The sequence below is a fragment of the Streptomyces bambusae genome (assembly GCF_020532645.1).
Taxonomy (GTDB): domain Bacteria; phylum Actinomycetota; class Actinomycetes; order Streptomycetales; family Streptomycetaceae; genus Streptomyces; species Streptomyces bambusae.
Genome location: NZ_JAJAUZ010000052.1, coordinates 1 through 25,945, shown reverse-complemented (window position 1 = coordinate 25,945; position 25,945 = coordinate 1). Strand labels below are relative to the sequence as shown.

Here is a 25,945-nt window from a genome sequence, read left to right as displayed (position 1 = left end):
GCCGTCACTTACGGATCCCCTCGCCCGGGTCCGGGTCCCGCTCCGGGGCCTGGATCCGGGCGCGGAGCTGTTCGGCCACCGCGGCGATGTCGGCGTGGCCCAGCTTGGCGGCCTCCACGAGGTCGCCGAGGTCCTCCGGCGAGGGCAGGTTGCGGGCGCCGGCCACCCTGAGGTACGAGCGGGTGGCGGCGGCCGCGTAGAACTCGTTCATCGGCGAGGCCAGCGCCGGGCAGACCGCGAGGGTGTGCAGAAACGCCGCGGCCCGCCAGGCCGTGTCCGGGGCGGGCTGTTCGGGTACGAGCACCAGGTCGCTCTGGTGCCTTGCGACGGCGGCCTCTACCCCGGAGGGGTCCCACACGGCCGGGTCGGACGGAAGGTGGTGGGCCAGAGCGGTCCAGGCCCACTCCATGGTGATCTTCAATTCCCGAACCGCTCCTGGAAGTAGCCCCAGTGGTCGGCGAACTCCTCGACCCCGGCGAGGAAGCTCCGGCGGTCCTCGTCCAGCTCGCGCTCGGTGACCTCGGTGATCAGAGCGGTGACGGTCGTCCCCAGGGCCGCCGCACGCGCCTTGAGGCGGTCGTGGAACTCCTCGTCCAGGCGGATGGTGACGTGTCTCGACATGCCTCCACCGTACAGCGGCCCTGCTGTACGGCGGGAGGGGACGTCCCAGGGGGCGGCGGCCCGGGGCGCGAGGCCCCGGGCCGACCGGATCACCTGGCCGAGTCGGCGGCCTTCAGGAGCGCGTCCTTGGTGACGGCACCCACGTAGACCGTGCCGTTGTCGGTGATCAGGGCGTTCACGACGCGGGTCGAGAACACCCGGCCCTCGCCGAACTTCCCGGAGACCTTGTCGCCGAGCGCGTCGAGGAACTGCTGGGCCTCCTTCGGGACGTCCTTGCTCTCCTCGACGGCGTTCAGGCCCTTGCCGCCGGGCACGGTGATCTTCGCGATGGTGGCCCAGCCCTCGCCGAGCACCTTCACGTCCTCCGGGCCCGCGGCGCCGGCCGCACCGCCGGTCAGCGCGTCCAGGCCGGGCAGCGACTCCAGCGGCCCGGCGCCCTTCCACTCCTCGTGGCCGGCGCCCTTGCCCTCCTCGGCCAGACCCTCCGTCACCTTGGCGCCCTTGGGCGGGGTGAAGCGGAAGGTGTCCGCGGCCGGCTTGCCGAAGTCCACCTTGGTGAAGCCCGCGTCGACGATCGGCTTGCCGCCGCCCGAGGACAGCACGCGGAAGCGCAGCGGGACGCCGTTCTTCGCGTCCACCGCGATCTGCACCGAGCCGACCGTGGAACCGCTCTGCTTGGGCGTCAGGACCAGCTGGTAGGCGTCCCGGCCGGCCACCTGCGCGGTGTCGCCCACCTTCACGTCGGTGGTCGGGCCCGCGGCCTTCAGGAACTCCTGGGCCATCTCGGCCGGGTTGCCCGGCATCCGGTCCGCGGTCTTCTTGCCGTGGCCGCCGGCCGGGGCGGCCTCGGTGCGCTCGTGGAGGACCTCGTTCGCCTTGCTGTCCCAGGCCCACACGTCGGTGCCGTTGTGGACGATGCTGTACTCGTCCTTGCCGTCGAGGACGGTGAGCTTCTGCCGGTCCGGGCCGTCGGCCGCGACCCGCAGGGTGTGCGAGCCGGTGGCCAGCTCGGTCAGCTTCTGCTCGGGGCTCGCCGTGCCGCCGCCACCGCCGCGGGAGGCGCCGCCGGCCAGCCCGCCGAGCATGCCCTCGGTGAGGGACGGCAGGCCCAGGTCGGTGCTGATCTTCGCGGTGCCGGACAGCGTCTCCACGTCGGAGGCGGCGACCTTCTCGATCAGCTGCTGCGCGGTGACCTTCGGCAGGTCCGGGTTGCCGGTGTTGGCCAGGGCCGGGACGGCCGCGATGGATGCGGCGGCCACACCCGCCACGGCGAGGGGTACGACGTACCGGGATGCCTTGCGGCGGCCCGCCCTGAGGTCCTCGACCGCCTCGGGGCCGTCGACGGGGGTCTGTGCGTTCGCTGCCATGGAATGCCCTACCTATGTGTGTACGGCGGCGCCTACCCGTATGTACGTGTACACGTCCACCCCGCGCCGCCTGCGTCACCTGATCCGGTGGGGATGGTGTATCCATCTGACCAAATCGGGCGCCGCAAGGCGTCAGACCGCGGACTCAACTCCGCGTACTACGCAGGGATGACACCGGAGGGGGTTTCCCTCCCCTTCCCGTAGGGGACGGCCGTCCCCCGGCGGGCGGGCGGCTGCCTGCGGGCGGGCTTCAGCCGGCCCGGTGCACCACCGCGTCGCACAGCTCCACGAGCGCGGACTTGGCGAAGCAGTCGGGCAGTGGGGCCAGCGTGGCGCGGGCGTCCTCGGCGTACCGGACGGTGTCCCTGCGGGCCTGCTCCAGCGCGGGGTGGACCCGCAGCCGGGCCAGCGCCTCGGCGTGCCGCGCGTCGTCCGTGAGGTCGCCGTCGAGCAGCCGGACCAGGTCCAGGTCCTCGGGACGGCCCTCGCGCTCGGCCGTTTCGCGCAGCCGCAGCACCGGGAGCGTCGGAATGCCCTCGCGGAGGTCGGTGCCCGGGGTCTTGCCGGACTCGTGGGAGTCGGAGGCGATGTCGAGGACGTCGTCGGCGAGCTGGAAGGCCACGCCGAGCCGCTCGCCGTACTGGGTGAGGGTGTCGACGACGCCCTCGTCGGCGCCGGCCATCATGGCGCCGAACCGGCAGGAGACGGCGACCAGCGAGCCGGTCTTCCCGGCCATCACGTCGAGGTAGTGCTCGACCGGGTCGCGGCCGTCGCGCGGGCCGGCGGTCTCCAGGATCTGGCCGGTGACCAGCCGCTCGAAGGCCTCCGCCTGGATGCGTACGGCCTCCGGGCCGAGGTCGGCCAGGATGTGCGAGGCGCGGGCGAACAGGAAGTCACCCGTCAGGACGGCCACGGAGTTGCCCCAGCGGGCGTTCGCGCTGGGCACCCCGCGGCGCACGTCGGCCTCGTCCATGACGTCGTCGTGGTACAGCGTGGCCAGGTGGGTGAGCTCGACGACGACGGCGGACGGCACGATCCGGGGCGCGTACGGGTCGCCGAACCGGGACGCCAGCATCACCAGCAGAGGGCGGAAGCGCTTGCCACCGGCGCGGACCAGGTGCTGCGCGGCCTCCGTGATGAAGGGCACGTCGCTCTTGGTGGCTTCGAGCAGACCTTCCTCGACGGCGGCCAGTCCGGCCTGGACATCGGTCTCAAGAGCCTGGTCCCGCACGCTCAGTCCGAACGGCCCGACGACGGTCACGAGGGGTACTCCTGTCTGCTGACGATCACACGGATTGTCGATGTGTCGCTGCCATCACTCAAGTCAGCGTATCCGGTCCATTTTCGATCACGGAGAGGGCCCGGGCGCCCGGTCACACGCAATGCCCGAAGAGCCCGGTATGTTCGATGACAGCTGAAAGCTACGGGAGTGAGCGTTTTGTCGAGAACAGTGACCGGCACCGGACCCGGGGAGCCGGCGGCGTACGGAACCATGGTCCACCCCGTGTCCGTCGGCGGCGGCTGGCTCGCCGACCGGATCCCCGGCTCGTACCGCGCGGTCCTGTGCGGCGGCGTCCCCCTCGCCCGCCGCCACTGCGCGAGGGCCGTCCCCACCTCGGCCGCCACCCGGGCGGGCCCGGGCGTGACGGCCCCGGCCCCGTGGCTGCGGCGCACGATGCACCCCGTCCACTGACGGGTCCCCTCCCCCCTCAGCCCCGCGAAGGCGACGCCGATGATCATCCGCACCTCCTTCCCCCACGAGACCACCCACGAGGACGTCCGCATCCCGCTGCCGGACGGCACCCGGCTGTACGCGCGGATCTGGCGCCCGGTGACGGACGTTCCGGTGCCGGCGCTGCTGGAGTACCTCCCGTACCGGCTGACCGACTGGACGGCGCCGCGCGACCGGCAGCGCCACCCCTGGTACGCCGGGCACGGCTACGCCTCGGTCCGGGTCGACCTGCGCGGGCACGGCAACAGCGAGGGGCGGCCGGGCGACGAGTACGACGCGCAGGAACTGGCGGACGGGGTGGCGGTGGTGGAGTGGCTGGCCGCGCAGCCCTGGTGCACGGGGTCGGTGGGCATGTTCGGCATCTCCTGGGGCGGCTTCAACGCGCTGCAGATCGCGGCGCTGGCCCCGGAGCCGCTGAAGGCGGTGGTGACGGTCTGCTCCTCCGACGACCGGTACGACAACGACGTGCACTACCTGGGCGGCTCGGTGCTGGCGGTGGACATGCACGCGTGGGCGGCCACCATGCTGGCGTTCGCAGCCCGGCCGCCGGACCCGGAGTACGCGGGCGAGGGCTGGCGGGAGCAGTGGCTGTCGCGGCTGGACGCGGTGGAGCCGCTCGTCCACACCTGGCTGGCGCACCAGACCCGGGACGCGTACTGGCGGCACGGCAGCGTCTGCGAGGACTACGGGGCGATCGGTGCGGCCGTGCTGGCGGTGGGCGGCTGGCACGACCCGTACCGGGACACCGTGCTGCGGCTGGTCGAGCACCTGCCGGCGGACCGGGTGCGGGGGCTGATCGGTCCCTGGTCGCACCAGTACCCGGACCGCGGGCTGCCGCCGGGGCCGGCGATCGGCTTCCTCCAGGAGACCCTGCGCTGGTGGGACCACTGGCTCAAGGGCGAGGACACCGGGATCATGGCCGAGCCGCTGCTGCGGTCGTGGATCAGCGGCTCGCACCGGCCTGCCACCACGTACGAGCGGCTGCCGGGCCGCTGGACCGGGGACACCGCGTGGCCCTCCCCCGCCGTCACGCCGGTCCGGTACGCGCTCCAGGGCGCGCCGGTGCCGGTGGCCTCGCCGCAGCACACCGGGCTGGACGCGGGCCGGTTCTTCCCGTTCGGCAACGCGGCCGACCTGCCGCCGGACCAGCGGGAGGAGGACGCGAAGTCGGTGTGCTTCGAGTTCCCGGTGGCCGGTGAGCCGGTGGAGGTGCTGGGGCGGCCGAGGGTGGTGGTGCGGCTGCGGATGGACGTGCCGCACGGGCAGATCGCGGCCCGGCTGTGCGACGTCGCCCCGGACGGCTCGTCCACGCTGGTGACGCGGGGGGCGCTGAACCTGTCGGCGCGGGCGGGGCGGGACCGGGTGGTGTCGTGGCCGCCGGGTGCGGTGCAGGAGGTGTCGTTCGAGCTGAACGGGATCGGGCACGCGTTTCCGCCCGGGCACCGGATCCGGCTGGCGCTGTCGTCGGCGTACTGGCCGTGGCTGTGGCCCCAGCCGGGGTCGGACGCGGGGTGGACGCTGGATCCGGCGGGCAGCGCACTGGAGCTGCCGGTGCGGACGCCGGAGCCGGAGGTCGACGGCGCGATCGGTTTCGAAGCGCCGGAGCAGGCGGAGCCGCTGGGCGTGGTCTTCCCGGAGACGCTGGACGAGCCGCGGCCCGAGCGGGTGGTCGTGCGGGATGTGGCGGCCGGGCTGTGGCGGCTGGAGGTGGACCCGAAGTACGGCGGCACGCGGGTGTATCCGGACGGGCTGGAGTACACGGAGGACGCGCTGGAGACGTACGAGATCCAGGAGTCGGACCCGGTCTCGGCCCGGACCCGCTCCGAGTGGCGCATCCGCCTCCACCGGCCCGACCGGGGGTGGGACACGCGTGTCGAGTCCCGGTCGGAGATCCGCTGCGACGGGGGTGCGTTCCTGACCTCGGACGAGCTCGTCTGCCGGGACGGGGCCGAGATCGTCTTCCACCGCACGTGGGAGCGGCGCATCCCCCGCGAGCGCTAGTCGCCTCGATGGCCGCCTCGATGACCGGCGCGGCTCAAGGATCGGGGCTCCGCCCCGGACCCCGCGCCTCAATCGCCGGCGAGGCTGGATTTTGCCCCGCAGCATCCAGCCCTCGGCCGGAGTCCGGGCAGGGCCAGGCGCGGGGTCCGGGGCGGAGCCCCGTTCCCGTGGGGAGCACGGTCAGGGGTAGAGGTGTTCCAGGACCGTGGCCACGCCGTCGGCTTCGTTGGAGAGGGTCACCTCGTCGGCGACGGCCAGCAGTTCCGGATGCGCATTGGCCATGGCCACACCGTGCGCCGCCCAGGCGAACATGGGAATGTCGTTCGGCATGTCACCGAAGGCGATCGCGGTGTCGGCCGACAGGCCGAGGGCGGCGGCGGCCAGCGCCAGGCCACCCGCCTTGTCGATCCCCGGCGGCTGCAGCTCCACCGTGTGCTCCCCGGACATCGTCACGTTCACCAGGTCCCCCACCACCGCCCGCGCCACCCGCGTCAGCGCGTCGTCGTCGAGCACGGGGTGCTGCAGCAGCACCTTGTTGATCGGCGCGGAGAACAGATCGGCCCGCCGCGGCACCCGCACGGTCGGCAGGTGCGGGTGCCACATCCGGTACCCCGGCCCTATCAGCATCTCCGCGTCCAGCCCCTCCTGGTTGACCGCCGCGTACACCTCCCCGATCTCCGCCTCGATCTTGCCGAGGGCGACGTCCGCCAGCTCCCGGTCCATCGGCACGGAGTGCAGCATCCGCCCCGTCGCCGCGTCGTAGACCTGCGCCCCCTGACCGCACACGGCGAGCCCCCGGTAGCCGAGTCCGTCGAGCACGTGGCGGACCTGCGGGACCGGCCGCCCGGTGACCACGACGTGCTGTGCGCCCGTCGCGCGCGCCCGCGCGAGCGCCCGGTGCGAGCGGGGTGAGACGGTGTCTCCGGCGCGGAGCAGGGTGCCGTCGAGGTCGGTGGCGATCAAGGCGTATGACACCCGCCAAGGATACGGACGGAGATCCGGACCCGCCGGTACAAGTCCTATAAATAGGGCGCGAATCCGGCCTCCCGCACACCCCGCCCGCCCCGTAACCTATGGTCTTGCACAGGAATCCCCGGGACGCCCCGGAACCCGGCGCCCCGCCGGCACGGCGACCACCGTCGACCTGATGGAAGCGAGGCAGCACCCCATGCCGCAGCAGAGCCCCCTCGACCTCCCCGAGGGCGACCCGTTCGGGCCGCACAACCTCCCCTACGGCGTCTTCACGACCGCGGCCGAGCCGCAGCGCCGGCGCATCGGCGTGCGCATCGGGGGCCACGTGCTGGACGCCGGCGCCGCGGCGGCCGCCCTCGGCTCCGCGCACGCGGACCTGCTCGCCGCACCCTCCCTGAACCCGCTGCTCGCCGCCGGCCGCCCGGTGTGGACCGAGGTCCGCGCCGCGCTCACCGCCTGGGTGACCGAGCCCGCGCACCGCGCCGCCGTGGAGCCGCTGCTCGTCCCCCTCGACGAGGCGGTCATGCACCTGCCGTACGAGGTCGCCGACTACGTCGACTTCTACGCGAGCGAGCACCACGCCACCAACGTGGGCCGGATCTTCCGCCCGGACGGCGAGCCGCTGACCCCGAACTGGAAGCACCTCCCGATCGGCTACCACGGCCGCTCCGGCACCCTCGTGGTCTCCGGCACCGACGTCGTCCGCCCCTCCGGGCAGCGCAAGGCCCCCGCCGACCCGGCGCCGGTCTTCGGCCCGAGCATCAAGCTGGACATCGAGGCCGAGGTCGGCTTCGTCGTCGGCACGCCGTCCACGATGGGCACCCCGGTCCCGCTGGGCGCCTTCGAGGACCACGTCTTCGGACTGTTCCTGCTGAACGACTGGTCCGCCCGCGACCTCCAGGCCTGGGAGTACGTGCCGCTCGGCCCGTTCCTCGGCAAGTCCTTCGCGACCTCGGTGTCCGCGTGGGTGACCCCGCTGGAGGCCCTCGACGCCGCCCGCACCGCCCCGCCGGCCCGCGACTTCCCGCTGCTGCCCTACCTCGACGACGCCGACGCCCGCCCGGGCGGCTTCGACCTGCGGATCTCCGTGGCGATCAACGGCGAGGAGGTCGCCGCCCCGCCGTTCGCCACCATGTACTGGACCGCGGCCCAGCAGGTCGCCCACATGACCGTCAACGGCGCCTCCCTGCGCACCGGCGACGTCTTCGGCTCCGGCACCGTCTCCGGCCCCGAGACCGGCCAGCGCGGCTCCCTGCTGGAGCTCACCTGGAACGGCCGCGACGCGCTCGAACTCGCCGCCGGCAAGCGGACCTTCCTGGAGGACGGGGACGAGGTCACCATGACCGCCTGGGCCCCCGGCCCGGACGGCACCCGCCTCGCCCTCGGCGAGGTCACCGGCCGCATCACCCCCGCGGTCTGACCCGTACGGACACCGAAAGGCCCGGTCTCCTCCCCGCGGAGGGGAGACCGGGCCTTTCGACGTGCCGACGGGATCAGCGGGATCAGCGGGCGAACGTGCTCGCCTGCCCCGCCAGATCCAGGAAGTACTGCGGCGCCACGCCCAGCACCACCGTGACCGCCACGCCCACCGCGATGGCCGTCATCGTCAGCGGCGAGGGCACGGTCACGGTCGGACCGTCCGCCTTCGGCTCACTGAAGAACATCAGGACGATCACCCGGATGTAGAAGAACGCGGCGATCGCCGACGAGATCACACCGACCACGACCAGCGCCCCGGCACCGCCCTCCGCCGCCGCCTTGAACACGGCGAACTTGCCGGAGAAGCCGGAGGTCAGCGGGATGCCCGCGAACGCCAGCAGGAACACCGCGAACACCGCCGCGGTCAGCGGCGAACGCCGCCCCAGTCCCGCCCACTTCGACAGGTGGGTGGCCTCGCCGCCCGCGTCCCGCACCAGCGTGACCACGGCGAACGCGCCGATCGTCACGAACGAGTAGGCCAGCAGGTAGAAGAGGACGGACGAAACGCCCTCCTCCGACGTGGCGATCACACCGGCCAGGATGAACCCGGCGTGCGCGATCGACGAGTACGCGAGCAGCCGCTTGACGTCGGTCTGGGTCACGGCGATCACCGCACCGGCCAGCATGGTGACGATCGCGACGCCCCACATCACCGGCCGCCAGTCCCAGCGCAGCCCCGGCAGCACCACGTACAGCAGGCGCAGCAGCGCGCCGAACGCGGCGACCTTGGTGGCGGCCGCCATGAAGCCGGTCACCGGGGTCGGCGCGCCCTGGTAGACGTCCGGGGTCCACATGTGGAACGGCACCGCGCCGACCTTGAAGAGCAGGCCCATCAGGATCAGCGCGCCGCCGATCAGCAGCAGCGCGTCGTTGCCCATCGTGCCGGCGAGCGCCGGGTCCACGGAGGTGACCGTGCCGTCGACGACGTCGGCGATCCGGGCGTACGAGACCGAGCCCGCGTACCCGTAGACCAGGGCGATGCCGAAGAGCAGGAACGCAGAGGAGAACGCGCCGAGGAGGAAGTACTTCACGGCCGCCTCCTGCGACATCAGCCGCTGCCGGCGGGCGACGGCGCACAGCAGGTACAGCGGGAGGGAGAAGACCTCCAGGGCGACGAACAGGGTCAGCAGGTCGTTGGCCGCCGGGAAGATCAGCATGCCGGCGACCGCGAACAGCGCCAGCGGGAACACCTCGGTGGTGGTGAAGCCCGCCTTGACGGCGGCCCGCTCGCTGTCGCTGCCGGGCACCGAGGCCGCCTGCGCGGCGAACGAGTCCACGCGGTTGCCGTGTGCCGCGGGGTCGAGCCGCCGCTCGGCGAACGTGAACACGGAGACCGCGGCGGCCAGGATGATCACGCCCTGGAGGAACAGTGCGGGACCGTCCACGGCGATGGCGCCCATCGCGGCGATGTGCGCCTTGGTGGAGCCGTAGCCGCCGGCGGCCAGCGCCACCACGGCCGCGAAGGCCGAGGCGAGCGCGGCGACCGACAGGAACACCTGGACGTAGTAACGGGACGTGCGGGGGACGAACGCCTCCACGAGGACGGCCAGGATGGCCGCGCCCACCACGATCAGCGTGGGCGCGAGCTGGGCGTACTCGATGTGCGGGGCCGGGATCCGCTCGACGGGGTCGGCGGCCACCGCCCACAGGCCGTGGACAGCAGTCAGGGAGCTCACTTCGCCGCCTCCACTTCGGGCTCGGGGTCGTGCTGCTTCACATCGGACATCGTGTGCTCGACGGCCGGGTTGACGATCTCCGTGAGCGGCTTCGGGTAGACGCCCAGGCCGATCAGGAACACGATCAGCGGGGTCACCACGAGCAGTTCACGGAACTTCAGGTCGGGCATCGTGCGGATCGACTCGTCCTTGACGGGCCCGGTCATGGTGCGCTGGTACAGCACCAGGGTGTAGAGCGCGGCCAGCACGATGCCGAGGGTGGCGACGATGCCGGCCACCGGGTACCGGGCGAAGGTGCCGACCAGCACCAGGAACTCGCTGACGAACGGGGCGAGTCCGGGCAGCGACAGGGTGGCGAGGCCGCCGATCAGGAAGGTGCCGGCGAGCACCGGCGCCGCCTTCTGCACGCCGCCGTAGTCCGCGATGAGCCGGGAGCCGCGGCGGGAGATCAGGAAGCCGGCGACCAGCATCAGCGCCGCGGTGCTCAGGCCGTGGTTGACCATGTAGAGCGTGGCGCCGGACTGGCCCTGGGAGGTCATCGCGAAGATGCCCAGGATGATGAAGCCGAAGTGCGAGATCGAGGCGTAGGCCACCAGGCGCTTGATGTCCCGCTGGCCGACCGCGAGCAGCGCGCCGTAGACGATGCTGATCAGGGCGAGGACCAGGACCACCGGGGTGGCCCACTTGCTGGCCTCGGGGAACAGGCCCAGGCAGAACCGGAGCATCGCGAAGGTGCCGACCTTGTCGACCACCGCGGTGATGAGCACGGCCACCGGAGCGGTGGCCTCGCCCATCGCGTTGGGCAGCCAGGTGTGCAGCGGCCACAGCGGCGCCTTCACCGCGAAGGCGAAGAAGAAGCCGAGGAACAGCAGCCGCTCGGTGTTGGTCGCGATGTCGAGGGTGCCCGCGGCGCGGGCGGCGGTGATCTCCTGGAGGGAGAAGCTTCCGGCCACCACGTACAGCCCGATGACGGCGGCCAGCATGATCAGGCCGCCGGCGAGGTTGTAGAGGAGGAACTTGACCGCCGCGTACGAGCGCTGGGCGGCCGCGTTCTCGTCGGTGCCGGTGTGCGCCCGGTCCCCGAAGCCGCCGATGAGGAAGTACATCGGGATGAGCATGGCTTCGAAGAAGATGTAGAAGAGGAAGACGTCGGTGGCCTCGAACGAGATGATCACCATGGCCTCGACCATGAGGATCAGGGCGAAGAAGCCCTGGGTGGGCCGCCACCGGGAGGAGTGCGTCTCCAGGGGGTCGGCGTCGTGCCAGCCGGCGCCGATGACGAACGGGATGAGCAGCGCGGTCAGCGCGATCAGCGCCACCCCGATGCCGTCGACGCCGAGTTCGTAGCGGACGCCGAAGTCCTTGATCCAGGCGTGCGACTCGGTGAGCTGGTAGCGGTCGCCGCCGGGTTCGAATCGGACGGCGACCACGGCCGCGAGGGCCAGGGTGGCCAGCGAGAAGAGCAGCGCGAGCCACTTGGCGGCGGTCCGGCGGGCGGCCGGGACGGCCGCCGTCAGGATCGCGCCGACCGCGGGCACTGCGGCCGTGGCCGTCAGAAGCGGGAAACTCATTTCACACCGCCCTCATCAGCAGGGTCGCGGCGATCAGGATCGCCGTGCCCCCGAACATCGAGACCGCGTAGCTGCGGGCGTAGCCGTTCTGCAGCTTGCGCAGCCGGCCGGAGAGGCCGCCGACCGAGGCGGCCGTCCCGTTGACCACCCCGTCGACCAGCGTGTGGTCCACGTACACGAGCGAGCGGGTCAGGTGCTCGCCGCCGCGCACCAGCACGACGTGGTTGAAGTCGTCCTGGAAGAGGTCGCGGCGGGCAGCCCGGGTGAGCAGCGAGCCGCGCGGGGCGGTGACCGGGACCGGCCTGCGCCCGTACATGGCCCAGGCGATGGCGACGCCGGTCGCGAGGACCACCATGGTGGCCAGGGTGACCGTCAGGGCGCTGACCGGCGGGTGCCCGTGGGTGTAGCCGGTGACGGGCTCCAGCCAGCCGAGGAAGCGGTCGCCGATGCTGAAGAACCCGCCGGCGAACACCGAGCCGAAGGCCAGCAGGACCATCGGGACGGTCATGCTCCTGGGCGACTCGTGCGGGTGCGGCGCGTGGCCGTCTGCGTCGGGCTGCCAGCGCTTCTCGCCGAAGAAGGTCAGGACCATCACGCGGGTCATGTAGAACGCGGTGATGCCGGCGCCCAGCAGGGCCGCGCCGCCGAGGATCCAGCCCTCGGTGCCGCCCTTGGCGAACGCCGCCTCGATGATCTTGTCCTTGGAGAAGAAGCCGGACAGGCCCGGGAAGCCGATGATGGCGAGGTAGCCGAGGCCGAACGTGACGAAGGTAACCGGCATGTGCTTGCGCAGGGCGCCGTACTTGCGCATGTCGACCTCGTCGTTCATGCCGTGCATGACCGAGCCGGCGCCGAGGAAGAGCCCGGCCTTGAAGAAGCCGTGGGTCACCAGGTGCATGATCGCGAAGACGTAGCCGATCGGGCCGAGGCCCGCGGCCAGCACCATGTACCCGATCTGCGACATGGTCGAGCCGGCCAGGGCCTTCTTGATGTCGTCCTTCGCGCAACCGACGATCGCACCGAAGAGGAGCGTGACGGCGCCGACCACGACCGTGGCCAGCTGGGCGTCCGGCGCCCCGTTGAAGATCGCGCCGGACCGGACGATCAGGTAGACGCCGGCGGTGACCATGGTGGCGGCGTGGATGAGGGCGGAGACCGGGGTCGGGCCCTCCATCGCGTCGCCGAGCCAGGACTGCAGCGGCACCTGGGCCGACTTGCCGCAGGCGGCGAGCAGCAGCATCAGGCCGATGGCCGTCAGCCGGCCCTCGCTCGTCTCGTCCGCGGCGCCCAGCACCGGCCCGAAGGCGAAGGTGCCGAACGTCGTGAACATCAGCATGATCGCGATCGACAGGCCCATGTCGCCGACCCGGTTGACCAGGAAGGCCTTCTTCGCGGCGGTGGCCGCGCTGGGCTTGTGCTGCCAGAAGCCGATCAGCAGGTACGAGGCGAGGCCGACGCCCTCCCAGCCGACGTACAGCAGCAGGTAGTTGTCGGCGAGGACCAGCAGCAGCATGGCCGCGAGGAACAGGTTCAGGTAGCCGAAGAAGCGGCGGCGGCGCTCGTCGTGCTCCATGTACCCGATCGAGTACATGTGGATGAGCGTGCCCACCCCGGAGATCAGCAGGACGAACGTCATCGACAGCTGGTCGAGGTGGAAGGCGAGGTCCGCCTGGAAGCCCTCGACCGGGATCCAGCTGAACAGGTGCTGGGTCATCAGCCGGTCGTCGGCGTCCCGGCCCAGCATGTCGGCGAACAGGGCGAGGCCGACGGCGAACGAGGCGCCCGCGAGCAGGGTGCCGAGCCAGTGCCCGGCCTTGTCGAGGCGGCGGCCGCCGCAGAGCAGCACCGCCGCTCCGAGCAGTGGCGCTGCGACGAGCAGCGCGATCAGGTTCTCCACAGCGACCCCTTACAGCTTCATCAGGCTGGCGTCGTCGACCGAGGCCGAGTGGCGGGTACGGAACAGCGACACGATGATCGCGAGGCCCACCACGACCTCCGCGGCGGCGACGACCATCGTGAAGAACGCGATGATCTGGCCGTCGAGGTTGCCGTGCATCCGTGAGAAGGCGACGAGCGCGAGGTTGCAGGCGTTGAGCATCAGCTCCACGCACATGAACAGCACGATCGCGTTCCGCCGGATCAGCACCCCGGACGCGCCGATGGTGAACAGCAGGGCGGCCAGGTAAAGGTAGTTGACCGGATTCACTTCGCCGCCTCCTCACGGCCGAGCCGCTCCGCCGAGCGCTGCTCCAGCGCCTTCAGGTCCTCGATGGCCTCGGCGGACACGTCGCGGACCTGGCCGCGGGCGCGCAGCGTCTTGCTGACGGTCAGGTCGGACGGGGTGCCGTCCGGCAGCAGGCCGGGGACGTCCACCGCGTTGTGCCGGGCGTACACGCCGGGCGCGGGGAGCGGCGGCAGCTGGACGCCCTCGCGGACCCGGCGCTCGGCCAGCTCGCGCTGGGTGGCGGCCCGTTCGGTGCGCTCCTTGTGCGTCAGCACCATCGCGCCGACGGCGGCGGTGATGAGCAGCGCGCCGGTGATCTCGAAGGCGAAGACGTACTTGGTGAAGATCAGTGCGGCGAGGGCCTCCACGTGCCCGCCGGAGTTGACCCGGCCGAGTCCGTTGAAGGTCTTCAGCCCGGCGTTCCCGATGCCGGCGATCAGCAGGATGCCGAAGCCGAGGCCGCAGAGGGCGGCGAGCCAGCGCTGCCCCTTGAGGGTCTCCGTGAGGGAGTCCGCCGCGGTGACGCCGACGAGCATGACCACGAAGAGGAACAGCATCATGATCGCGCCGGTGTAGACGATGATCTGCACCACGCCGAGGAAGTACGCGCCGTTGGCGAGGTAGAAGACGGCCAGGATGATCATCGTCCCGGCCAGGCACAGGGCGCTGTGCACCGCCTTCTTCATCAGGACCGTGCACAGCGCGCCGATGACGGCGGTGATGCCCAGCACCCAGAACTGGACGGCCTCACCCGTCGAGGTGAGCGAGGCGGCGGCGGTGGCGCTCATGCCCCCACCCCCTCGGCGTCCGCGGGCTCCTCGCCCTTCGACACCGCCTGCTGCCGCTCCGTACCGGGGGCGGCGCCGGTCACCAGGCCGCGGTAGTAGTCCCCCTCGTCGGTGCCGGGGACCATCGCGTGCGGGGCTTCGACCATGCCCTCGGTGAGACCGGCGAGCAGCTGCTCCTTGGTGTAGATCAGCGATTCGCGGCTGGAGTCGGCGAGTTCGAACTCGTTCGTCATCGTCAGCGCGCGGGTCGGGCAGGCCTCGACGCACAGCCCGCACAGGATGCAGCGGGCGTAGTTGATCTGGTAGACGCGGCCGTACCGCTCACCCGGGGAGTACCGCTCCTCCTCGGTGTTGTCGGCGCCCTCGACGTAGATGGCGTCGGCGGGGCAGGCCCACGCGCACAGCTCGCAGCCGATGCACTTCTCCAGGCCGTCGGGGTGGCGGTTGAGCTGGTGCCGGCCGTGGAAGCGCGGAGCGGTGGTCTTCTGCTGCTCCGGGTACTGCTCGGTGAGCCGCTTCTTGAACATGGCCTTGAAGGTCACGCCGAAGCCGGCCACCGGGTTCTGCCACTTCTCCTCGGATTCAGGCATTCCCAGCACCCTCCTCTCGGTCGCTGTCGGAGTTGGAACCGCCGCTGGCGATCAGCTCCCGCTCGTGGCGGGGCCGTCGGCGCGGTACCGGCGGAAGGGTCTGGCCGGGCAGCGGCGGCACCGGGAAGCCGCCCGCCATCGGGTCGAACTCGGGTTCCGCGGCGGCCGCGGCCCCGGCCTTTCCGGCCCGGCGGTCCCGGAACACGTCCGCGACCAGGGAGATCAGCAGGATGGCGACGACGGCCCCGCCGACGTAGAGCACGATCGACTGGAAGTCGTAGTTCTCGTTCCGCAGGGCGCGGACGCTCGCGACGAGCATCAGCCACAGCACGGAGACCGGGATGAGGACCTTCCAGCCCAGCTTCATCAGCTGGTCGTAGCGGACCCGGGGCAGGGTGCCGCGCAGCCAGATGAAGAAGAAGAGGAGCAGCTGCACCTTGATGACGAACCAGAGCAGCGGCCACCAGCCGTGGTTGGCGCCCTCCCAGAAGGTGCTGATCGGGTACGGGGCCCGCCAGCCGCCCAGGAAGAGGGTGACCGAGACGGCCGAGACGGTGACCATGTTGACGTACTCGGCCAGCATGAACATCGCGAACTTGATCGACGAGTACTCGGTGTTGAAGCCGCCGACCAGGTCGCCCTCGGACTCCGGCATGTCGAACGGCGCCCGGTTCGTCTCGCCGACCATGGTGATCACGTAGATGATGAAGGACACCGGCAGCAGCACGATGAACCAGCGGTCCTGCTGGGCCTCGACGATCGCCGACGTGGACATCGACCCGGAGTAGAGGAACACCGAGGCGAAGGCCGCACCCATGGCGATCTCGTACGAGATCATCTGCGCGCACGACCGCAGGCCGCCGAGCAGCGGGTACGTGGATCCGGAGGACCAGCCGGCGAGGACGATGCCGTAGATGCCGACCGAGGCGACCGCGAGGACGTACAGCATCGCGATCGGCAGGTCGGTCAGCTGCATCGTGGTGCGCTGGCCGAAGATCGAGACCTCGTTGCCGGCCGGGCCGAACGGGATCACCGCGATCGCCATGAAGGCGGGGATCGCGGCGACGATCGGCGCCAGCACGTAGACGACCTTGTCCGCCCGCTTGACGATGACGTCTTCCTTCAGCATCAGCTTGACGCCGTCGGCGAGGGACTGGAGGAAGCCCCAGGGGCCGTGCCGGTTGGGGCCGATGCGCAGCTGCATCCAGGCGACGACCTTGCGCTCCCACACGATGGAGAACAGCACGGTCACCATCAGGAAGGCGAAGCAGAACACCGCCTTGATGACGACGAGCCACCAGACGTCGCGCCCGAACAGGGAGAGGTCCTCGGCGGCCGTCTGTACGAAGTGACTGTGTGCCGGGTTCACGCGCGCACCTCCGGCGTCGTGTCGCTGACGTCGGCCGGCGGTACCGCCGGGCCGATGCGGACCAGGTCGCCCGGCCGGGCGCCCATGTCCGAGAGGACCCCGCCGCCCGCCGAGTTCAGCGGCAGCCAGACCACCCGGTCGGGCATCTCCGTGATCCGCAGCGGGAGTTCCACGCTGCCGGCGGGGCCGGTGACGGCGAGGACGTCGCCGTTCTTCACCCCGGTCTCGGCGGCGGTGGCGGCCGACAGCCGGGCGTCCGCCGCGTGCCGGGTGCCGGCCAGCGCGTCGTCGCCCTGCTGGAGCAGGCCCTGGTCGAGGAGCAGCCGGTGTCCGGCGAGGACCGCCTCGCCGGCCGCGGGGCGGGGTGCCGGCTGCCGGTGGGCGGACTGCTCGGAGGCCCGCTCTCCGGTCCAGTGGCCCAGCCGGTTGAGCTCGGCCCGTACGGCGGGCAGGTCGGGGAGGCCGAGCAGGCGGGCGGAGTTGCCGGTCTCCTCGGCGACGGCGTCCGCGAGCATGTGCAGCACGCGGGCGTCGGCGGGGGCCAGCCGGCGGGTCATCTGGTCGGGCTTGAGCGCCGCCTCGAACGGGCGGAGCCGGCCTTCCCAGTTGATGAACGCGCCGGCCTTCTCGGCGACCGCGGCCACCGGCAGGACCACGTCGGCCCGGTCGGTGACCTCGCCGGGACGCAGCTCCAGCGAGACGACGAACGCCTCGTCGAGGGCGACCCGGGCGCGCGCCGGGTCCAGCAGGTCGGCGGGCTCCACGCCCGCGACGACCAGCGCGCCCAGCTCGCCGCTGGCGGCGGCCGCCAGGATCTGGCCGGTGTCGCGGCCGTAGCGGTGCGGGAGTTCGGCCAGGCCCCAGGCCTCGGCGACTTCCTCGCGGGCCCGCGGGTCGGTGGCCGGGCGGGCGCCCGGCAGCAGCGACGGCAGCGCACCGGCCTCGACGGCGCCGCGCTCGCCGGCCCGCCGCGGGATCCACACCAGCTGCGCGCCGGAGGCGGCGGCGAGCCGGACGGCGGCGGTCAGTGCGCCGGGCACGGCGGCCAGCCGCTCGCCGACGACGATGACGGAGCCGGCGGCCCGCAGCGCCTCGGCCGCCGCGTGCCCGCCCTCTTCGAGGCCGGTGCGGGAGGCGAGGGCGTCGAGCCACTCGGGTTCGGTGCCGGGGGCGGCGGGCAGCAGGGTGCCGCCCGCCTTCTCCAGGCCGCGGGTGGCGAACGGGGCGAGGGCGAAGGTCCGCTGCTTGCGCTTGCGGTGCGCCTTGCGGAGCCGCAGGAAGACCCCGGGGGCCTCCTCCTCGGCCTCGATGCCGGCCAGCAGCACGGCGGGAGCCTGCTCCAGCGCGGTGTACGTGACCCCGGTGCCGGACAGGTCGTGGCCGCGGCCGGCGACCGTGGCGGCGAGGAAGTCGGCCTCCTCCGCGCTGTGCACGCGGGCCCGGAAGTCGATGTCGTTGGTGCCGAGGACGACCCGGGCGAACTTGGCGTAGGCGTAGGAGTCCTCGACGGTCAGGCGGCCGCCGGTGAGGACGGCGGCCCGGCCGTGCGCGGCGGCCAGCCCGCGGGCGGCGGCGGCCAGCGCCTCCGGCCAGCTCGCCGGTGCCAGCACGCCGTCGGCGCCGCGTACCAGCGGGGTGGTGAGCCGGTCGGGCCGCTGGGCGTACCGGAAGCCGAACCGGCCCTTGTCGCAGATCCACTCCTCGTTGACCTCGCGGTCCTCGGCGGCGAGCCGCCGCAGCACCTTCCCGCGCCGGTGGTCGGTGCGGGTGGCGCAGCCGCCGGAGCAGTGCTCGCACACGCTCGGGGTGGAGACGAGGTCGAAGGGGCGGGAGCGGAACCGGTAGGCGGCCGAGGTGAGGGCGCCGACCGGGCAGATCTGGATGGTGTTGCCGGAGAAGTACGACTCGAACGGGTCGCCCTCGCCGGTGCCGACCTGCTGGAGGGCGCCGCGCTCGACGAGTTCGATCATCGGGTCGCCGGCGACCTGGTTGGAGAACCGGGTGCAGCGCGCGCACAGCACGCACCGCTCGCGGTCGAGCAGCACCTGCGTGGAGATCGGCACCGGCTTCTCGTACGTCCGCTTGCGGCCCTCGAAGCGGGATTCGGCGTTCCCGTGGGACATCGCCTGGTTCTGCAGGGGGCATTCGCCGCCCTTGTCGCAGACCGGGCAGTCCAGCGGGTGGTTGATCAGCAGGAGCTCCATCACGCCGCGCTGGGCCTTGTCGGCCACCGGCGAGGTGAGCTGGGTGCGGACCACCATGCCGTCGGTGCAGGTGATGGTGCAGGAGGCCATCGGCTTGCGCTGGCCCTCCACCTCGACGATGCACTGGCGGCAGGCGCCGGCCGGGTCGAGCAGCGGGTGGTCGCAGAAGCGCGGGATCTCGATGCCGAGCTGTTCGGCGGCGCGGATGACGAGGGTGCCCTTGGGCACCGACAGTTCGACGCCGTCGATGGTCAGAGATACCAGGTCCTCGGGCGGAAGGGGTGCCCCGCCGCCGGCGGCCGGTGTGGTCACGGTCATGCGGTCACCTCCGTGTCGGCCCAGAGGGTCGACTTCGCCGGGTCGAAGGGGCAGCCCTTGCCCGTGATGTGCTGCTCGTACTCCGCGCGGAAGTACTTGAGCGAGGAGAAGATGGGGCTGGCGGCGCCGTCGCCGAGGGCGCAGAACGACTTGCCGTTGATGTTGTCGGCGATGTCGTTGAGCTTGTCGAGGTCGGACATCACGCCCTTGCCCGCTTCGATGTCGCGGAGCAACTGGACCAGCCAGTAAGTGCCTTCGCGGCAGGGGGTGCACTTGCCGCAGGACTCGTGGGCGTAGAACTCGGTCCAGCGGGTGACGGCGCGGACCACGCAGGTGGTCTCGTCGAAGCACTGGAGCGCCTTGGTGCCGAGCATGGACCCGGCCGCTCCGACGCCCTCGTAGTCGAGGGGCACGTCGAGGTGCTCGTCGGTGAACATCGGGGTGGACGAGCCGCCCGGGGTCCAGAACTTCAGCCGGTGCCCGGGCCGCATCCCGCCGCTCATGTCGAGGAGCTGGCGCAGCGTGATCCCGAGCGGGGCCTCGAACTGGCCGGGACTGGCGACGTGTCCGGACAGGGAGTAGAGGGTGAAGCCGGGGGACTTCTCGGTCCCCATCGACTTGAACCAGTCCTTGCCCTTGGCCAGGATCGCGGGAACCGAGGCGATGGACTCCACGTTGTTCACCACGGTGGGGCAGGCGTAGAGGCCTTCCACCGCGGGGAACGGAGGACGCAGCCGGGGCTGGCCGCGCCGGCCTTCGAGGGAGTCGAGGAGGGCGGTCTCCTCACCGCAGATGTACGCGCCGGCGCCGGCGTGCACGGTGATGTCGAGCTTCAGGCCGCTGCCGAGGACGTCCTCGCCGAGGTAGCCCGCCTCGTACGCCTCGCGGACCGCCTCGTGCAGCCGGCGCAGGACGGGCACGACCTCGCCGCGCAGATAGATGAAGGCGTGCTGGGAGCGGATCGCGTAGCAGGCGATGATCATTCCCTCGATGAGGGAGTGCGGGTTGGCGAAGAGGAGCGGGATGTCCTTGCAGGTGCCCGGCTCCGATTCGTCGGCGTTGACGACGAGGTAGTGCGGCTTGCCGTCGCCCTGCGGGATGAACTGCCACTTCATCCCGGTGGGGAAGCCGGCGCCGCCGCGGCCGCGCAGTCCGGAGTCCTTGACGTACGCGATGAGGTCGTCCGGGGTCATCGCGAGCGCCTTGCGCAGGCCCTCGTAGCCACCGTGCCGGCGGTAGGTGTCCAGGGTCCACGACCGGGGGTCGTCCCAGAACGCCGACAGGACGGGCGCGAGCAGCTTCTCGGGGCCGGTCCCGCCGGCGCCGGGCCGGCCGGGTCCCCCGTCGTTGAGTTCGGAGGTCACGGTCATCACTCCCCTCCCTCGGTGCCGGCCTCGCCGCGCGGGTGCACGATCGTGGTGTGCGGCGTCTCGCCGCGGGCGATCTTCAGGCCCGTCAGGGAGGCGGGTCCGGCGCCGCCGCTCGCCTCGACCGCGCCCTCGCGCTCGTCGGGGAAGCCGGCGAGGATCCGGGCGGTCTCCTTGTACGTGCACAGCGGGGCGCCGCGGGTGGGCTCCACCGGCCGGCCCGCCCGCAGGTCGTCCACGAGGGCCTTCGCCGACTCGGGGGTCTGGTTGTCGAAGAACTCCCAGTTGACCATCACGACGGGGGCGAAGTCGCAGGCCGCGTTGCACTCGATGTGCTCCAGCGTGACCTTGCCGTCGTCGGTGGTCTCGTTGTTCCCGACGCCCAGGTGCGCCTTGAGTTCGTCGAAGATGGCGTCGCCGCCCATGACCGCGCACAGGGTGTTGGTGCAGACGCCGACCTGGTAGTCGCCGGAGGGCTTGCGGCGGTACATGGTGTAGAAGGTGGCGACCGCGGTGACCTCGGCGGTGGTCAGGCCGAGCGTCTCGGCGCAGAACCGGATGCCGGTGCGCGAGACGTGGCCCTCTTCGGACTGCACGAGGTGCAGCAGCGGCAGCAGCGCGGAGCGGCTGTCGGGGTAGCGGGCGATCACCTCCCGTGCGTCCGCCGCCAGCCGGCCTTGGACCTCGGCCGGGAACTCGGGGGCGGGGAGCTGCGGCATCCCCAGGCTGATCTGCTCGGTCATCGGTCGACGCCTCCCATCACGGGGTCGATGGAGGCGACGGCGACGATGACGTCGGCGACCTGGCCGCCTTCGCACATCGCGGCCATGGCCTGCAGGTTGGTGAAGGACGGGTCGCGGAAGTGGACCCGGAAGGGGCGGGTGCCACCGTCGGAGACGACGTGGACGCCGAGTTCGCCCTTGGGGGACTCGACGGCCGCGTAGGCCTGGCCGGGCGGGACCCGGAAGCCTTCGGTGACCAACTTGAAGTGGTGGATCAGGGCCTCCATGGAGGTGCCCATGATCTTCTTGATGTGGTCGAGCGAGTTGCCGAGGCCGTCGGGGCCCAGGGCGAGCTGCGCCGGCCAGGCGATCTTCTTGTCGGCGACCATGACCGGCCCGGGCTCCAGGCGTTCCAGGCACTGCTCGACGATCCGCAGCGACTGCCGCATCTCCTCCAGCCGGATGAGGAACCGGCCGTACGAGTCGCAGCTGTCGGCGGTCGGCACGTCGAACTCGTACGTCTCGTAGCCGCAGTAGGGGTCGGACTTGCGCAGGTCGTGCGGGAGGCCGGCGGAGCGCAGGATCGGGCCGGTGGCGCCGAGGGCCATGCAGCCGGCGAGGTCGAGGTAGCCGACGTCCTGCATGCGGGCCTTGAAGATGGGGTTGCCGGTGGCGAGCTTGTCGTACTCCGGCAGGTTCTTCTTCATGGTCTTGACGAAGTCGCGGAGCTGGTCGACGGCGCCCGGGGGCAGGTCCTGGGCGAGGCCGCCGGGGCGGATGAACGCGTGGTTCATGCGCAGGCCGGTGATCAGCTCGTAGATGTCGAGGATCAGTTCGCGGTCGCGGAAGCCGTAGATCATGATCGTGGTGGCGCCCAGCTCCATGCCGCCGGTGGCGATGCACACCAGGTGGGAGGAGAGCCGGTTGAGCTCCATGAGCAGGACCCGGATGACGGAGGCGCGGTCCGGGATCTGGTCGGTGATGCCGAGGAGCTTCTCCACGCCGAGGCAGTAGGCGGCCTCGTTGAAGAACGGCGTCAGGTAGTCCATGCGCGTGACGAAGGTGGTGCCCTGCGTCCAGGTGCGGAATTCGAGGTTCTTCTCGATGCCCGTGTGCAGGTAGCCGATTCCGCAGCGGGCCTCGGTGACCGTCTCGCCGTCGATCTCCAGGATCAGGCGGAGCACTCCGTGGGTGGAGGGGTGCTGCGGACCCATGTTGACGACGATCCGCTCGTCGTCCGCCTTGACCGCGGACTGCACGATCTCGTCCCAGTCGCCGCCGGTGACGGTGTAGACGGTGCCTTCGGTGGTCTCCCGGGAGGCTGCGTGGGAGGCCGGGTTGGGGGAAGTGGACATCAGCTGTACGACCTCCGCTGGTCGGGAGCCGGGATCTGGGCGCCCTTGTACTCGACGGGAATGCCGCCGAGGGGGTAGTCCTTGCGCTGCGGGTGGCCCTGCCAGTCGTCCGGCATCATGATCCGGGTGAGGGCGGGGTGGCCGTCGAAGACCAGGCCGAAGAAGTCGTAGGCCTCGCGCTCGTGCCAGTCGTTGGTCGGGTAGACCGTGACGAGCGAGGGCACGTGCGGGTCGCCGTCGGGGGCCGAGACCTCCAGCCGGATCAGCCGGCCGTGCGTCAGCGAGCGCAGGTGGTAGACGGCGTGCAGCTCGCGGCCCTTGTCGCCGGGGTAGTGGACGCCGGAGACGCCGGTGCACAGCTCGAAGCGGAGCGCCGGGTCGTCGCGGAGGGTGGACGCCACCCGGACCAGGTGCTCGCGGGCGATGTGGAAGGTGACCTCGCCGCGGTCGACGACCGTCTTCTCGATGGCGTTCTCGGGGACCAGTCCCTGTTCTTCCAGGGCGCCTTCGAGTTCGTCGGCGACCTCGTCGAAGTACGAGCCGTAGGGGCGGGTGGCCGGGCCGGGCAGGGCCACGGTCCGCACCAGGCCGCCGTAGCCGCTGGTGTCGCCGCCGTTGTTCGCGCCGAACATGCCGGTGCGGACGCCGATGACCTCGCCGCCCCGGTCGGTGCGGGGGGCGGGGACGTTGTTGCCGGCAGGGGTGTCGGGGGTGTCGCTCACCGGAGGAGCCCCTTCATCTCGATGGTGGGGAGCGCCTTGAGGGCCGCCTCCTCCGCCTCGCGGGCCGCCTCTTCCCGGTTCACGCCGAGCTTGGAGGACTGGATCTTGTGGTGGAGCTTGATGATGGCGTCCATCAGCATCTCAGGCCGGGGCGGGCAGCCGGGGAGGTAGATGTCGACCGGGACGATGTGGTCGACGCCCTGGACGATCGCGTAGTTGTTGAACATGCCGCCGGAGGAGGCGCAGACGCCCATGGAGATGACCCACTTGGGTTCGGGCATCTGGTCGTAGACCTGCCGCAGGACCGGCGCCATCTTCTGGCTGACCCGGCCGGCCACGATCATCAGGTCGGCCTGCCGCGGCGAGCCGCGGAAGACCTCCATGCCGAAGCGGGCCAGGTCGTAGCGGCCGGCGCCGGTGGTCATCATCTCGATGGCGCAGCAGGCCAGGCCGAACGTGGCCGGGAAGACCGAGGCCTTGCGCACCCAGCCCGCGGCCTGTTCGACGGTGGTCAGCAGAAAGCCGCTCGGCAGCTTCTCTTCGAGTCCCATGGAATCCAGCCCCTCAGTCCCATTCCAGGCCGCCGCGCCGCCACACGTACGCGTAGGCAACGAAGACGGTGAGCACGAAGAGCAGCATCTCGACGAGCCCGAAGATCCCCAGGGCGTCGAAGGTGACGGCCCAGGGGTAGAGGAAGACGATCTCGATGTCGAAGACGATGAAGAGCATCGCCGTCAGGTAGTACTTGATGGGGAAGCGACCGCCGCCGGCCGGCGTGGGAGTGGGCTCGATGCCGCACTCGTACGCTTCGAGCTTGGCCCGGTTGTACCGCTTGGGACCGATTAGCGTGGCCATGACCACGGAAAAGATCGCAAACCCTGCCCCGAGGGCGCCGAGCACGAGGATGGGTGCGTAGGCATTCACGCTCCTCGCTCCTTCCAGTCGTCCTTGACCGTTGGACCGCGTGATCTCCGGGCGCATGTCCCGCCTCGCGAAGATCGTGCACATGTGAGGCAGTTCACAAGCCGGACTGCCCCGCATCCTATGCCTGTCCATCTGTGATCTGCGACACGGGTAACGACAACGACTTTGTGATCTCCACCACCTGACGAACGATCATGAAGTCCGATGAGCGGTGATCTTCATACGTGAAGCGCGCATGTGATCACCAAAGGTGACATCCGGGGGTGTTACCGCAGGTCGGAGGGTGATCGCACTATCAAATCGTGCGCACTGCACGCAAATTTGCGACAGGTTGGCCAGGATGCTAAGGGGACCGGGGTCGCCCGACCGGATGACAGCGGAGGGACGAGGGTGGACGGCCGGCGGGCGGATGCGGGCGGAGCCGGGGCGGGCCCGGGGGAGCTTGATCGCGTGCATCCGTTCACGAGCGGAGCGCAGATGGCGGAATGGTGGACTCCCGCGGCGCCCCGATGTGACCTGCGTCACCCCTGGTCCCGGCCGGCGAAACCGGGCTTGGCCATCGACCCGGCCAGGTGGTAGGCCTCGGGTCAATTCGGACTTATTGCGGAAACCCCATGATCACAGCCTTGTGAGGGCCTGTCCGATTCGCCCGTTACGGCGTCAATAAGACGCGCGGCACGCCCGGTTCAAGCCATCTGAGGGCAACTGTGGCGCAAGCCACGTTTCTTGAAGGGAACCGCAACCCCCTGATAGCGGTTGTCCCTATGTCCCATACCGCTCACATACCCAGCCACCGGAAGCCCCGCCGCAGCGCCTCGAAGCTCGCGGTCCGCGCCGGAGTTGCCGGTGGCGTCCTCAGCACCCTGGCGATGGCCGGGCCGGCGAGCGCCGCGCCGTCCGAGCCCGTGACCGAGACGCTCGAGATGCCGGTCCTGAACATGGACCTGGCCGCTGACGTCTCGTCCGCCCTCACGCAGTCCGCCGACGCCGCCCAGGCCCGCGCGCTCGACACCGAGCTGGCCGCCCTGGAGACGAGCGCCGAGAAGAGCGCCGCAACCGACGCGAAGAAGGCCAAGGTCGCCGCCGTCGAGAAGGCGGAGGTCGAGGCCCAGGAGGCCGCCCGCCAGGCCGAGGCCGACCGCAAGGACGCCGAGCGCGCCTCCCGCAGTGCCGCCCGCTCCACCCTCGGCAACGGCGGCGGCAACTCGTCCTCCGCCGACGACGCCACCCGCACGGACTCCGGCGCGGCCAGCGCCTCCAAGGGCGGCGGCACCGCCGCCTCCATCGTCAACTTCGCCCTGGCGCAGGTCGGCAAGGCCTACGTGCGCGGCGCGACCGGTCCGTCCGCGTACGACTGCTCGGGCCTCGTGCAGGCCGCGTACCGCGCTGCCGGCATCACGCTGCCGCGCATCTCGTACGAGCAGTCCTCCCGCGGCACCGCCGTCTCGCTGAGCAACCTGCAGCCGGGCGACGTCCTCTACTGGGGTGGGCGCAGCAACTCGTACCACGTCGCGATCTACGTGGGTGGCGGCCAGTACGTCGGTGCGCAGAACCCGTCCGCGGGCGTGGCCAAGCACTCCCTGGACTGGGACCGTCCTTCCGGCGCGGTCCGCATCCTCTGACGCGTTCGCGTCCCCACCGGAGGCCGGTGCTCCCCCGCTCGGGGGCGGAGCACCGGCCTCCGGCCGTTCCGGGCGGGGCGAACCCCCCTCCGGCGTGACTGAGGCCGCCCACCGGGCCGGGGCATTTCCAGCCCCTCCGGCATGGCTGAGGCCGCCCACCGGGCCCGGGCATTTCCAGCCCCTCCGGCGTGACTGAGGCCGCCCACCGGGCCGGGGCATTTCCAGCCCCTCCGGCATGGCTGAGGCCGCCCACCGGGCCGGGGCATTTCCAGCCCCTCCGGCATGGCTGAGGCCGCCCACCGGGCCGGGGCATTTCCAGCC

General features: G+C 71.5%; 23 protein-coding genes. 4 read left to right on the top strand and 19 right to left on the bottom strand.

The genetic code is table 11. The annotated features are described in order from the left end of the window. Positions 1–4: 4 nt before the first annotated feature. The 4 genes from LG634_RS28445 to LG634_RS28430 all read right to left on the bottom strand — a co-directional run bounded on the left by LG634_RS28445 (position 5) and on the right by LG634_RS28430 (position 3,249). A complete protein-coding gene (locus tag LG634_RS28445) occupies positions 5–421 on the bottom strand; it encodes a hypothetical protein (RefSeq protein WP_226737775.1) in 417 nt (138 codons plus the stop codon). Next, positions 418–621 carry a hypothetical protein gene (locus LG634_RS28440; RefSeq protein WP_226737773.1) on the bottom strand — a complete coding sequence of 68 codons (204 nt, stop codon included), beginning with the start codon at positions 619–621 and terminating at the stop codon, positions 418–420. The genes LG634_RS28445 and LG634_RS28440 overlap by 4 nt, the downstream gene beginning before the upstream one ends. A gap of 89 nt (positions 622–710) precedes the next feature. Continuing rightward, positions 711–1,988, bottom strand: a complete 1,278-nt coding sequence (locus tag LG634_RS28435) for a LolA family protein (protein ID WP_226737771.1) — start codon at positions 1,986–1,988, stop codon at positions 711–713. A 250-nt stretch (positions 1,989–2,238) separates the two neighbouring features. Next, entirely contained in the window at positions 2,239–3,249 is a 1,011-nt protein-coding gene (locus LG634_RS28430) for a polyprenyl synthetase family protein (protein WP_226737769.1), read from the bottom strand. Positions 3,250–3,426: 177 nt separating this feature from the next. Between LG634_RS28430 and LG634_RS28425 the strand changes: the two genes are divergently transcribed. Together LG634_RS28425 and LG634_RS28420 are read left to right on the top strand one after the other, a co-directional pair. Next, on the top strand, positions 3,427–3,681 hold the full coding sequence (locus LG634_RS28425) for a hypothetical protein (RefSeq protein ID WP_443729023.1): 255 nt from the start codon (positions 3,427–3,429) through the stop codon (positions 3,679–3,681). A 39-nt stretch (positions 3,682–3,720) separates the two neighbouring features. Further along, positions 3,721–5,721 carry a CocE/NonD family hydrolase gene (locus LG634_RS28420; protein ID WP_226737767.1) on the top strand — a complete coding sequence of 667 codons (2,001 nt, stop codon included), beginning with the start codon at positions 3,721–3,723 and terminating at the stop codon, positions 5,719–5,721. A 180-nt stretch (positions 5,722–5,901) separates the two neighbouring features. On the opposite strand, the gene LG634_RS28415 is transcribed toward LG634_RS28420, so the two are convergent. Beyond that, positions 5,902–6,696 (bottom strand): HAD family hydrolase, encoded by a 795-nt coding sequence (locus LG634_RS28415; protein ID WP_226737765.1) that lies wholly within the window; start codon positions 6,694–6,696, stop codon positions 5,902–5,904. Positions 6,697–6,889: 193 nt separating this feature from the next. Here LG634_RS28415 and fahA point away from each other — a divergent pair, with 193 nt between their 5' ends. Beyond that, complete coding sequence (gene fahA, locus LG634_RS28410; RefSeq protein WP_226737816.1) at positions 6,890–8,113, top strand: fumarylacetoacetase; 1,224 nt, start codon at positions 6,890–6,892, stop codon at positions 8,111–8,113. An 82-nt stretch (positions 8,114–8,195) separates the two neighbouring features. On the opposite strand, the gene nuoN is transcribed toward fahA, so the two are convergent. The 14 genes from nuoN to LG634_RS28340 are packed head-to-tail and all read right to left on the bottom strand — an operon-like array spanning position 8,196 to position 24,002. After that, the gene (gene nuoN / locus LG634_RS28405; protein ID WP_226737763.1) at positions 8,196–9,848 is read right to left on the bottom strand and encodes an NADH-quinone oxidoreductase subunit NuoN; all 1,653 of its coding nucleotides are present in this window, start codon (positions 9,846–9,848) and stop codon (positions 8,196–8,198) included. Continuing rightward, positions 9,845–11,419, bottom strand: a complete 1,575-nt coding sequence (locus tag LG634_RS28400) for an NADH-quinone oxidoreductase subunit M (protein WP_226737761.1) — start codon at positions 11,417–11,419, stop codon at positions 9,845–9,847. The genes nuoN and LG634_RS28400 overlap by 4 nt, the downstream gene beginning before the upstream one ends. A gap of 1 nt (position 11,420) precedes the next feature. Next, complete coding sequence (gene nuoL / locus LG634_RS28395; RefSeq protein ID WP_226737759.1) at positions 11,421–13,316, bottom strand: NADH-quinone oxidoreductase subunit L; 1,896 nt, start codon at positions 13,314–13,316, stop codon at positions 11,421–11,423. 9 nt (positions 13,317–13,325) lie between these two features. Next, complete coding sequence (nuoK, locus tag LG634_RS28390; RefSeq protein ID WP_226737757.1) at positions 13,326–13,625, bottom strand: NADH-quinone oxidoreductase subunit NuoK; 300 nt, start codon at positions 13,623–13,625, stop codon at positions 13,326–13,328. Then, positions 13,622–14,431: an NADH-quinone oxidoreductase subunit J gene (locus LG634_RS28385; RefSeq protein ID WP_226737756.1), complete on the bottom strand. Its 810-nt coding sequence runs from the start codon at positions 14,429–14,431 to the stop codon at positions 13,622–13,624. Before LG634_RS28385 ends, nuoK begins: the two co-directional genes overlap by 4 nt. Beyond that, positions 14,428–15,021, bottom strand: coding sequence for an NADH-quinone oxidoreductase subunit NuoI (gene nuoI / locus LG634_RS28380; protein WP_226737754.1), 594 nt, complete (start codon positions 15,019–15,021; stop codon positions 14,428–14,430). Before nuoI ends, LG634_RS28385 begins: the two co-directional genes overlap by 4 nt. Next, entirely contained in the window at positions 15,014–16,390 is a 1,377-nt protein-coding gene (gene nuoH, locus LG634_RS28375; protein ID WP_226737752.1) for an NADH-quinone oxidoreductase subunit NuoH, read from the bottom strand. The genes nuoI and nuoH overlap by 8 nt, the downstream gene beginning before the upstream one ends. After that, the gene (locus tag LG634_RS28370) at positions 16,387–18,912 is read right to left on the bottom strand and encodes an NADH-quinone oxidoreductase subunit G (protein ID WP_226737750.1); all 2,526 of its coding nucleotides are present in this window, start codon (positions 18,910–18,912) and stop codon (positions 16,387–16,389) included. The genes nuoH and LG634_RS28370 overlap by 4 nt, the downstream gene beginning before the upstream one ends. Continuing rightward, entirely contained in the window at positions 18,909–20,282 is a 1,374-nt protein-coding gene (gene nuoF, locus LG634_RS28365; protein ID WP_226737749.1) for an NADH-quinone oxidoreductase subunit NuoF, read from the bottom strand. The genes LG634_RS28370 and nuoF overlap by 4 nt, the downstream gene beginning before the upstream one ends. Further along, entirely contained in the window at positions 20,282–21,022 is a 741-nt protein-coding gene (gene nuoE / locus LG634_RS28360) for an NADH-quinone oxidoreductase subunit NuoE (RefSeq protein ID WP_226737747.1), read from the bottom strand. Before nuoE ends, nuoF begins: the two co-directional genes overlap by 1 nt. Further along, positions 21,019–22,356, bottom strand: a complete 1,338-nt coding sequence (locus tag LG634_RS28355) for an NADH-quinone oxidoreductase subunit D (RefSeq protein WP_226737745.1) — start codon at positions 22,354–22,356, stop codon at positions 21,019–21,021. Before LG634_RS28355 ends, nuoE begins: the two co-directional genes overlap by 4 nt. Further along, positions 22,356–23,078 carry an NADH-quinone oxidoreductase subunit C gene (locus LG634_RS28350; protein ID WP_226737743.1) on the bottom strand — a complete coding sequence of 241 codons (723 nt, stop codon included), beginning with the start codon at positions 23,076–23,078 and terminating at the stop codon, positions 22,356–22,358. Before LG634_RS28350 ends, LG634_RS28355 begins: the two co-directional genes overlap by 1 nt. Further along, complete coding sequence (locus tag LG634_RS28345; RefSeq protein WP_226737740.1) at positions 23,075–23,629, bottom strand: NuoB/complex I 20 kDa subunit family protein; 555 nt, start codon at positions 23,627–23,629, stop codon at positions 23,075–23,077. The genes LG634_RS28350 and LG634_RS28345 overlap by 4 nt, the downstream gene beginning before the upstream one ends. Positions 23,630–23,642: 13 nt before the next feature. Further along, the gene (locus LG634_RS28340) at positions 23,643–24,002 is read right to left on the bottom strand and encodes an NADH-quinone oxidoreductase subunit A (RefSeq protein ID WP_003992243.1); all 360 of its coding nucleotides are present in this window, start codon (positions 24,000–24,002) and stop codon (positions 23,643–23,645) included. Positions 24,003–24,766: 764 nt separating this feature from the next. On the opposite strand from LG634_RS28340, the gene LG634_RS28335 reads away from it, so the two are divergent. Further along, positions 24,767–25,624, top strand: coding sequence for a C40 family peptidase (locus LG634_RS28335; protein WP_226737738.1), 858 nt, complete (start codon positions 24,767–24,769; stop codon positions 25,622–25,624). The last annotated feature ends 321 nt before the right edge of the window (positions 25,625–25,945 follow it).

What these genes read in the sequence shown, in the direction of transcription:
- LG634_RS28440 (WP_226737773.1), bottom strand. Translation starts at nt 621, where the DNA reads ATGTCGAGACACGTCACCATCCGCCTGGACGAGGAGTTCCACGACCGC.
- LG634_RS28435 (WP_226737771.1), bottom strand. Translation starts at nt 1,988, where the DNA reads ATGGCAGCGAACGCACAGACCCCCGTCGACGGCCCCGAGGCGGTCGAG.
- LG634_RS28420 (WP_226737767.1), top strand. Translation starts at nt 3,721, where the DNA reads ATGATCATCCGCACCTCCTTCCCCCACGAGACCACCCACGAGGACGTC.
- fahA (WP_226737816.1), top strand. Translation starts at nt 6,890, where the DNA reads ATGCCGCAGCAGAGCCCCCTCGACCTCCCCGAGGGCGACCCGTTCGGG.
- LG634_RS28400 (WP_226737761.1), bottom strand. Translation starts at nt 11,419, where the DNA reads ATGAGTTTCCCGCTTCTGACGGCCACGGCCGCAGTGCCCGCGGTCGGC.
- LG634_RS28385 (WP_226737756.1), bottom strand. Translation starts at nt 14,431, where the DNA reads ATGAGCGCCACCGCCGCCGCCTCGCTCACCTCGACGGGTGAGGCCGTC.
- nuoI (WP_226737754.1), bottom strand. Translation starts at nt 15,021, where the DNA reads ATGCCTGAATCCGAGGAGAAGTGGCAGAACCCGGTGGCCGGCTTCGGC.
- LG634_RS28370 (WP_226737750.1), bottom strand. Translation starts at nt 18,912, where the DNA reads ATGACCGTGACCACACCGGCCGCCGGCGGCGGGGCACCCCTTCCGCCC.
- nuoF (WP_226737749.1), bottom strand. Translation starts at nt 20,282, where the DNA reads ATGACCGTGACCTCCGAACTCAACGACGGGGGACCCGGCCGGCCCGGC.
- nuoE (WP_226737747.1), bottom strand. Translation starts at nt 21,022, where the DNA reads ATGACCGAGCAGATCAGCCTGGGGATGCCGCAGCTCCCCGCCCCCGAG.
- LG634_RS28355 (WP_226737745.1), bottom strand. Translation starts at nt 22,356, where the DNA reads ATGTCCACTTCCCCCAACCCGGCCTCCCACGCAGCCTCCCGGGAGACC.
- LG634_RS28345 (WP_226737740.1), bottom strand. Translation starts at nt 23,629, where the DNA reads ATGGGACTCGAAGAGAAGCTGCCGAGCGGCTTTCTGCTGACCACCGTC.
- LG634_RS28335 (WP_226737738.1), top strand. Translation starts at nt 24,767, where the DNA reads ATGTCCCATACCGCTCACATACCCAGCCACCGGAAGCCCCGCCGCAGC.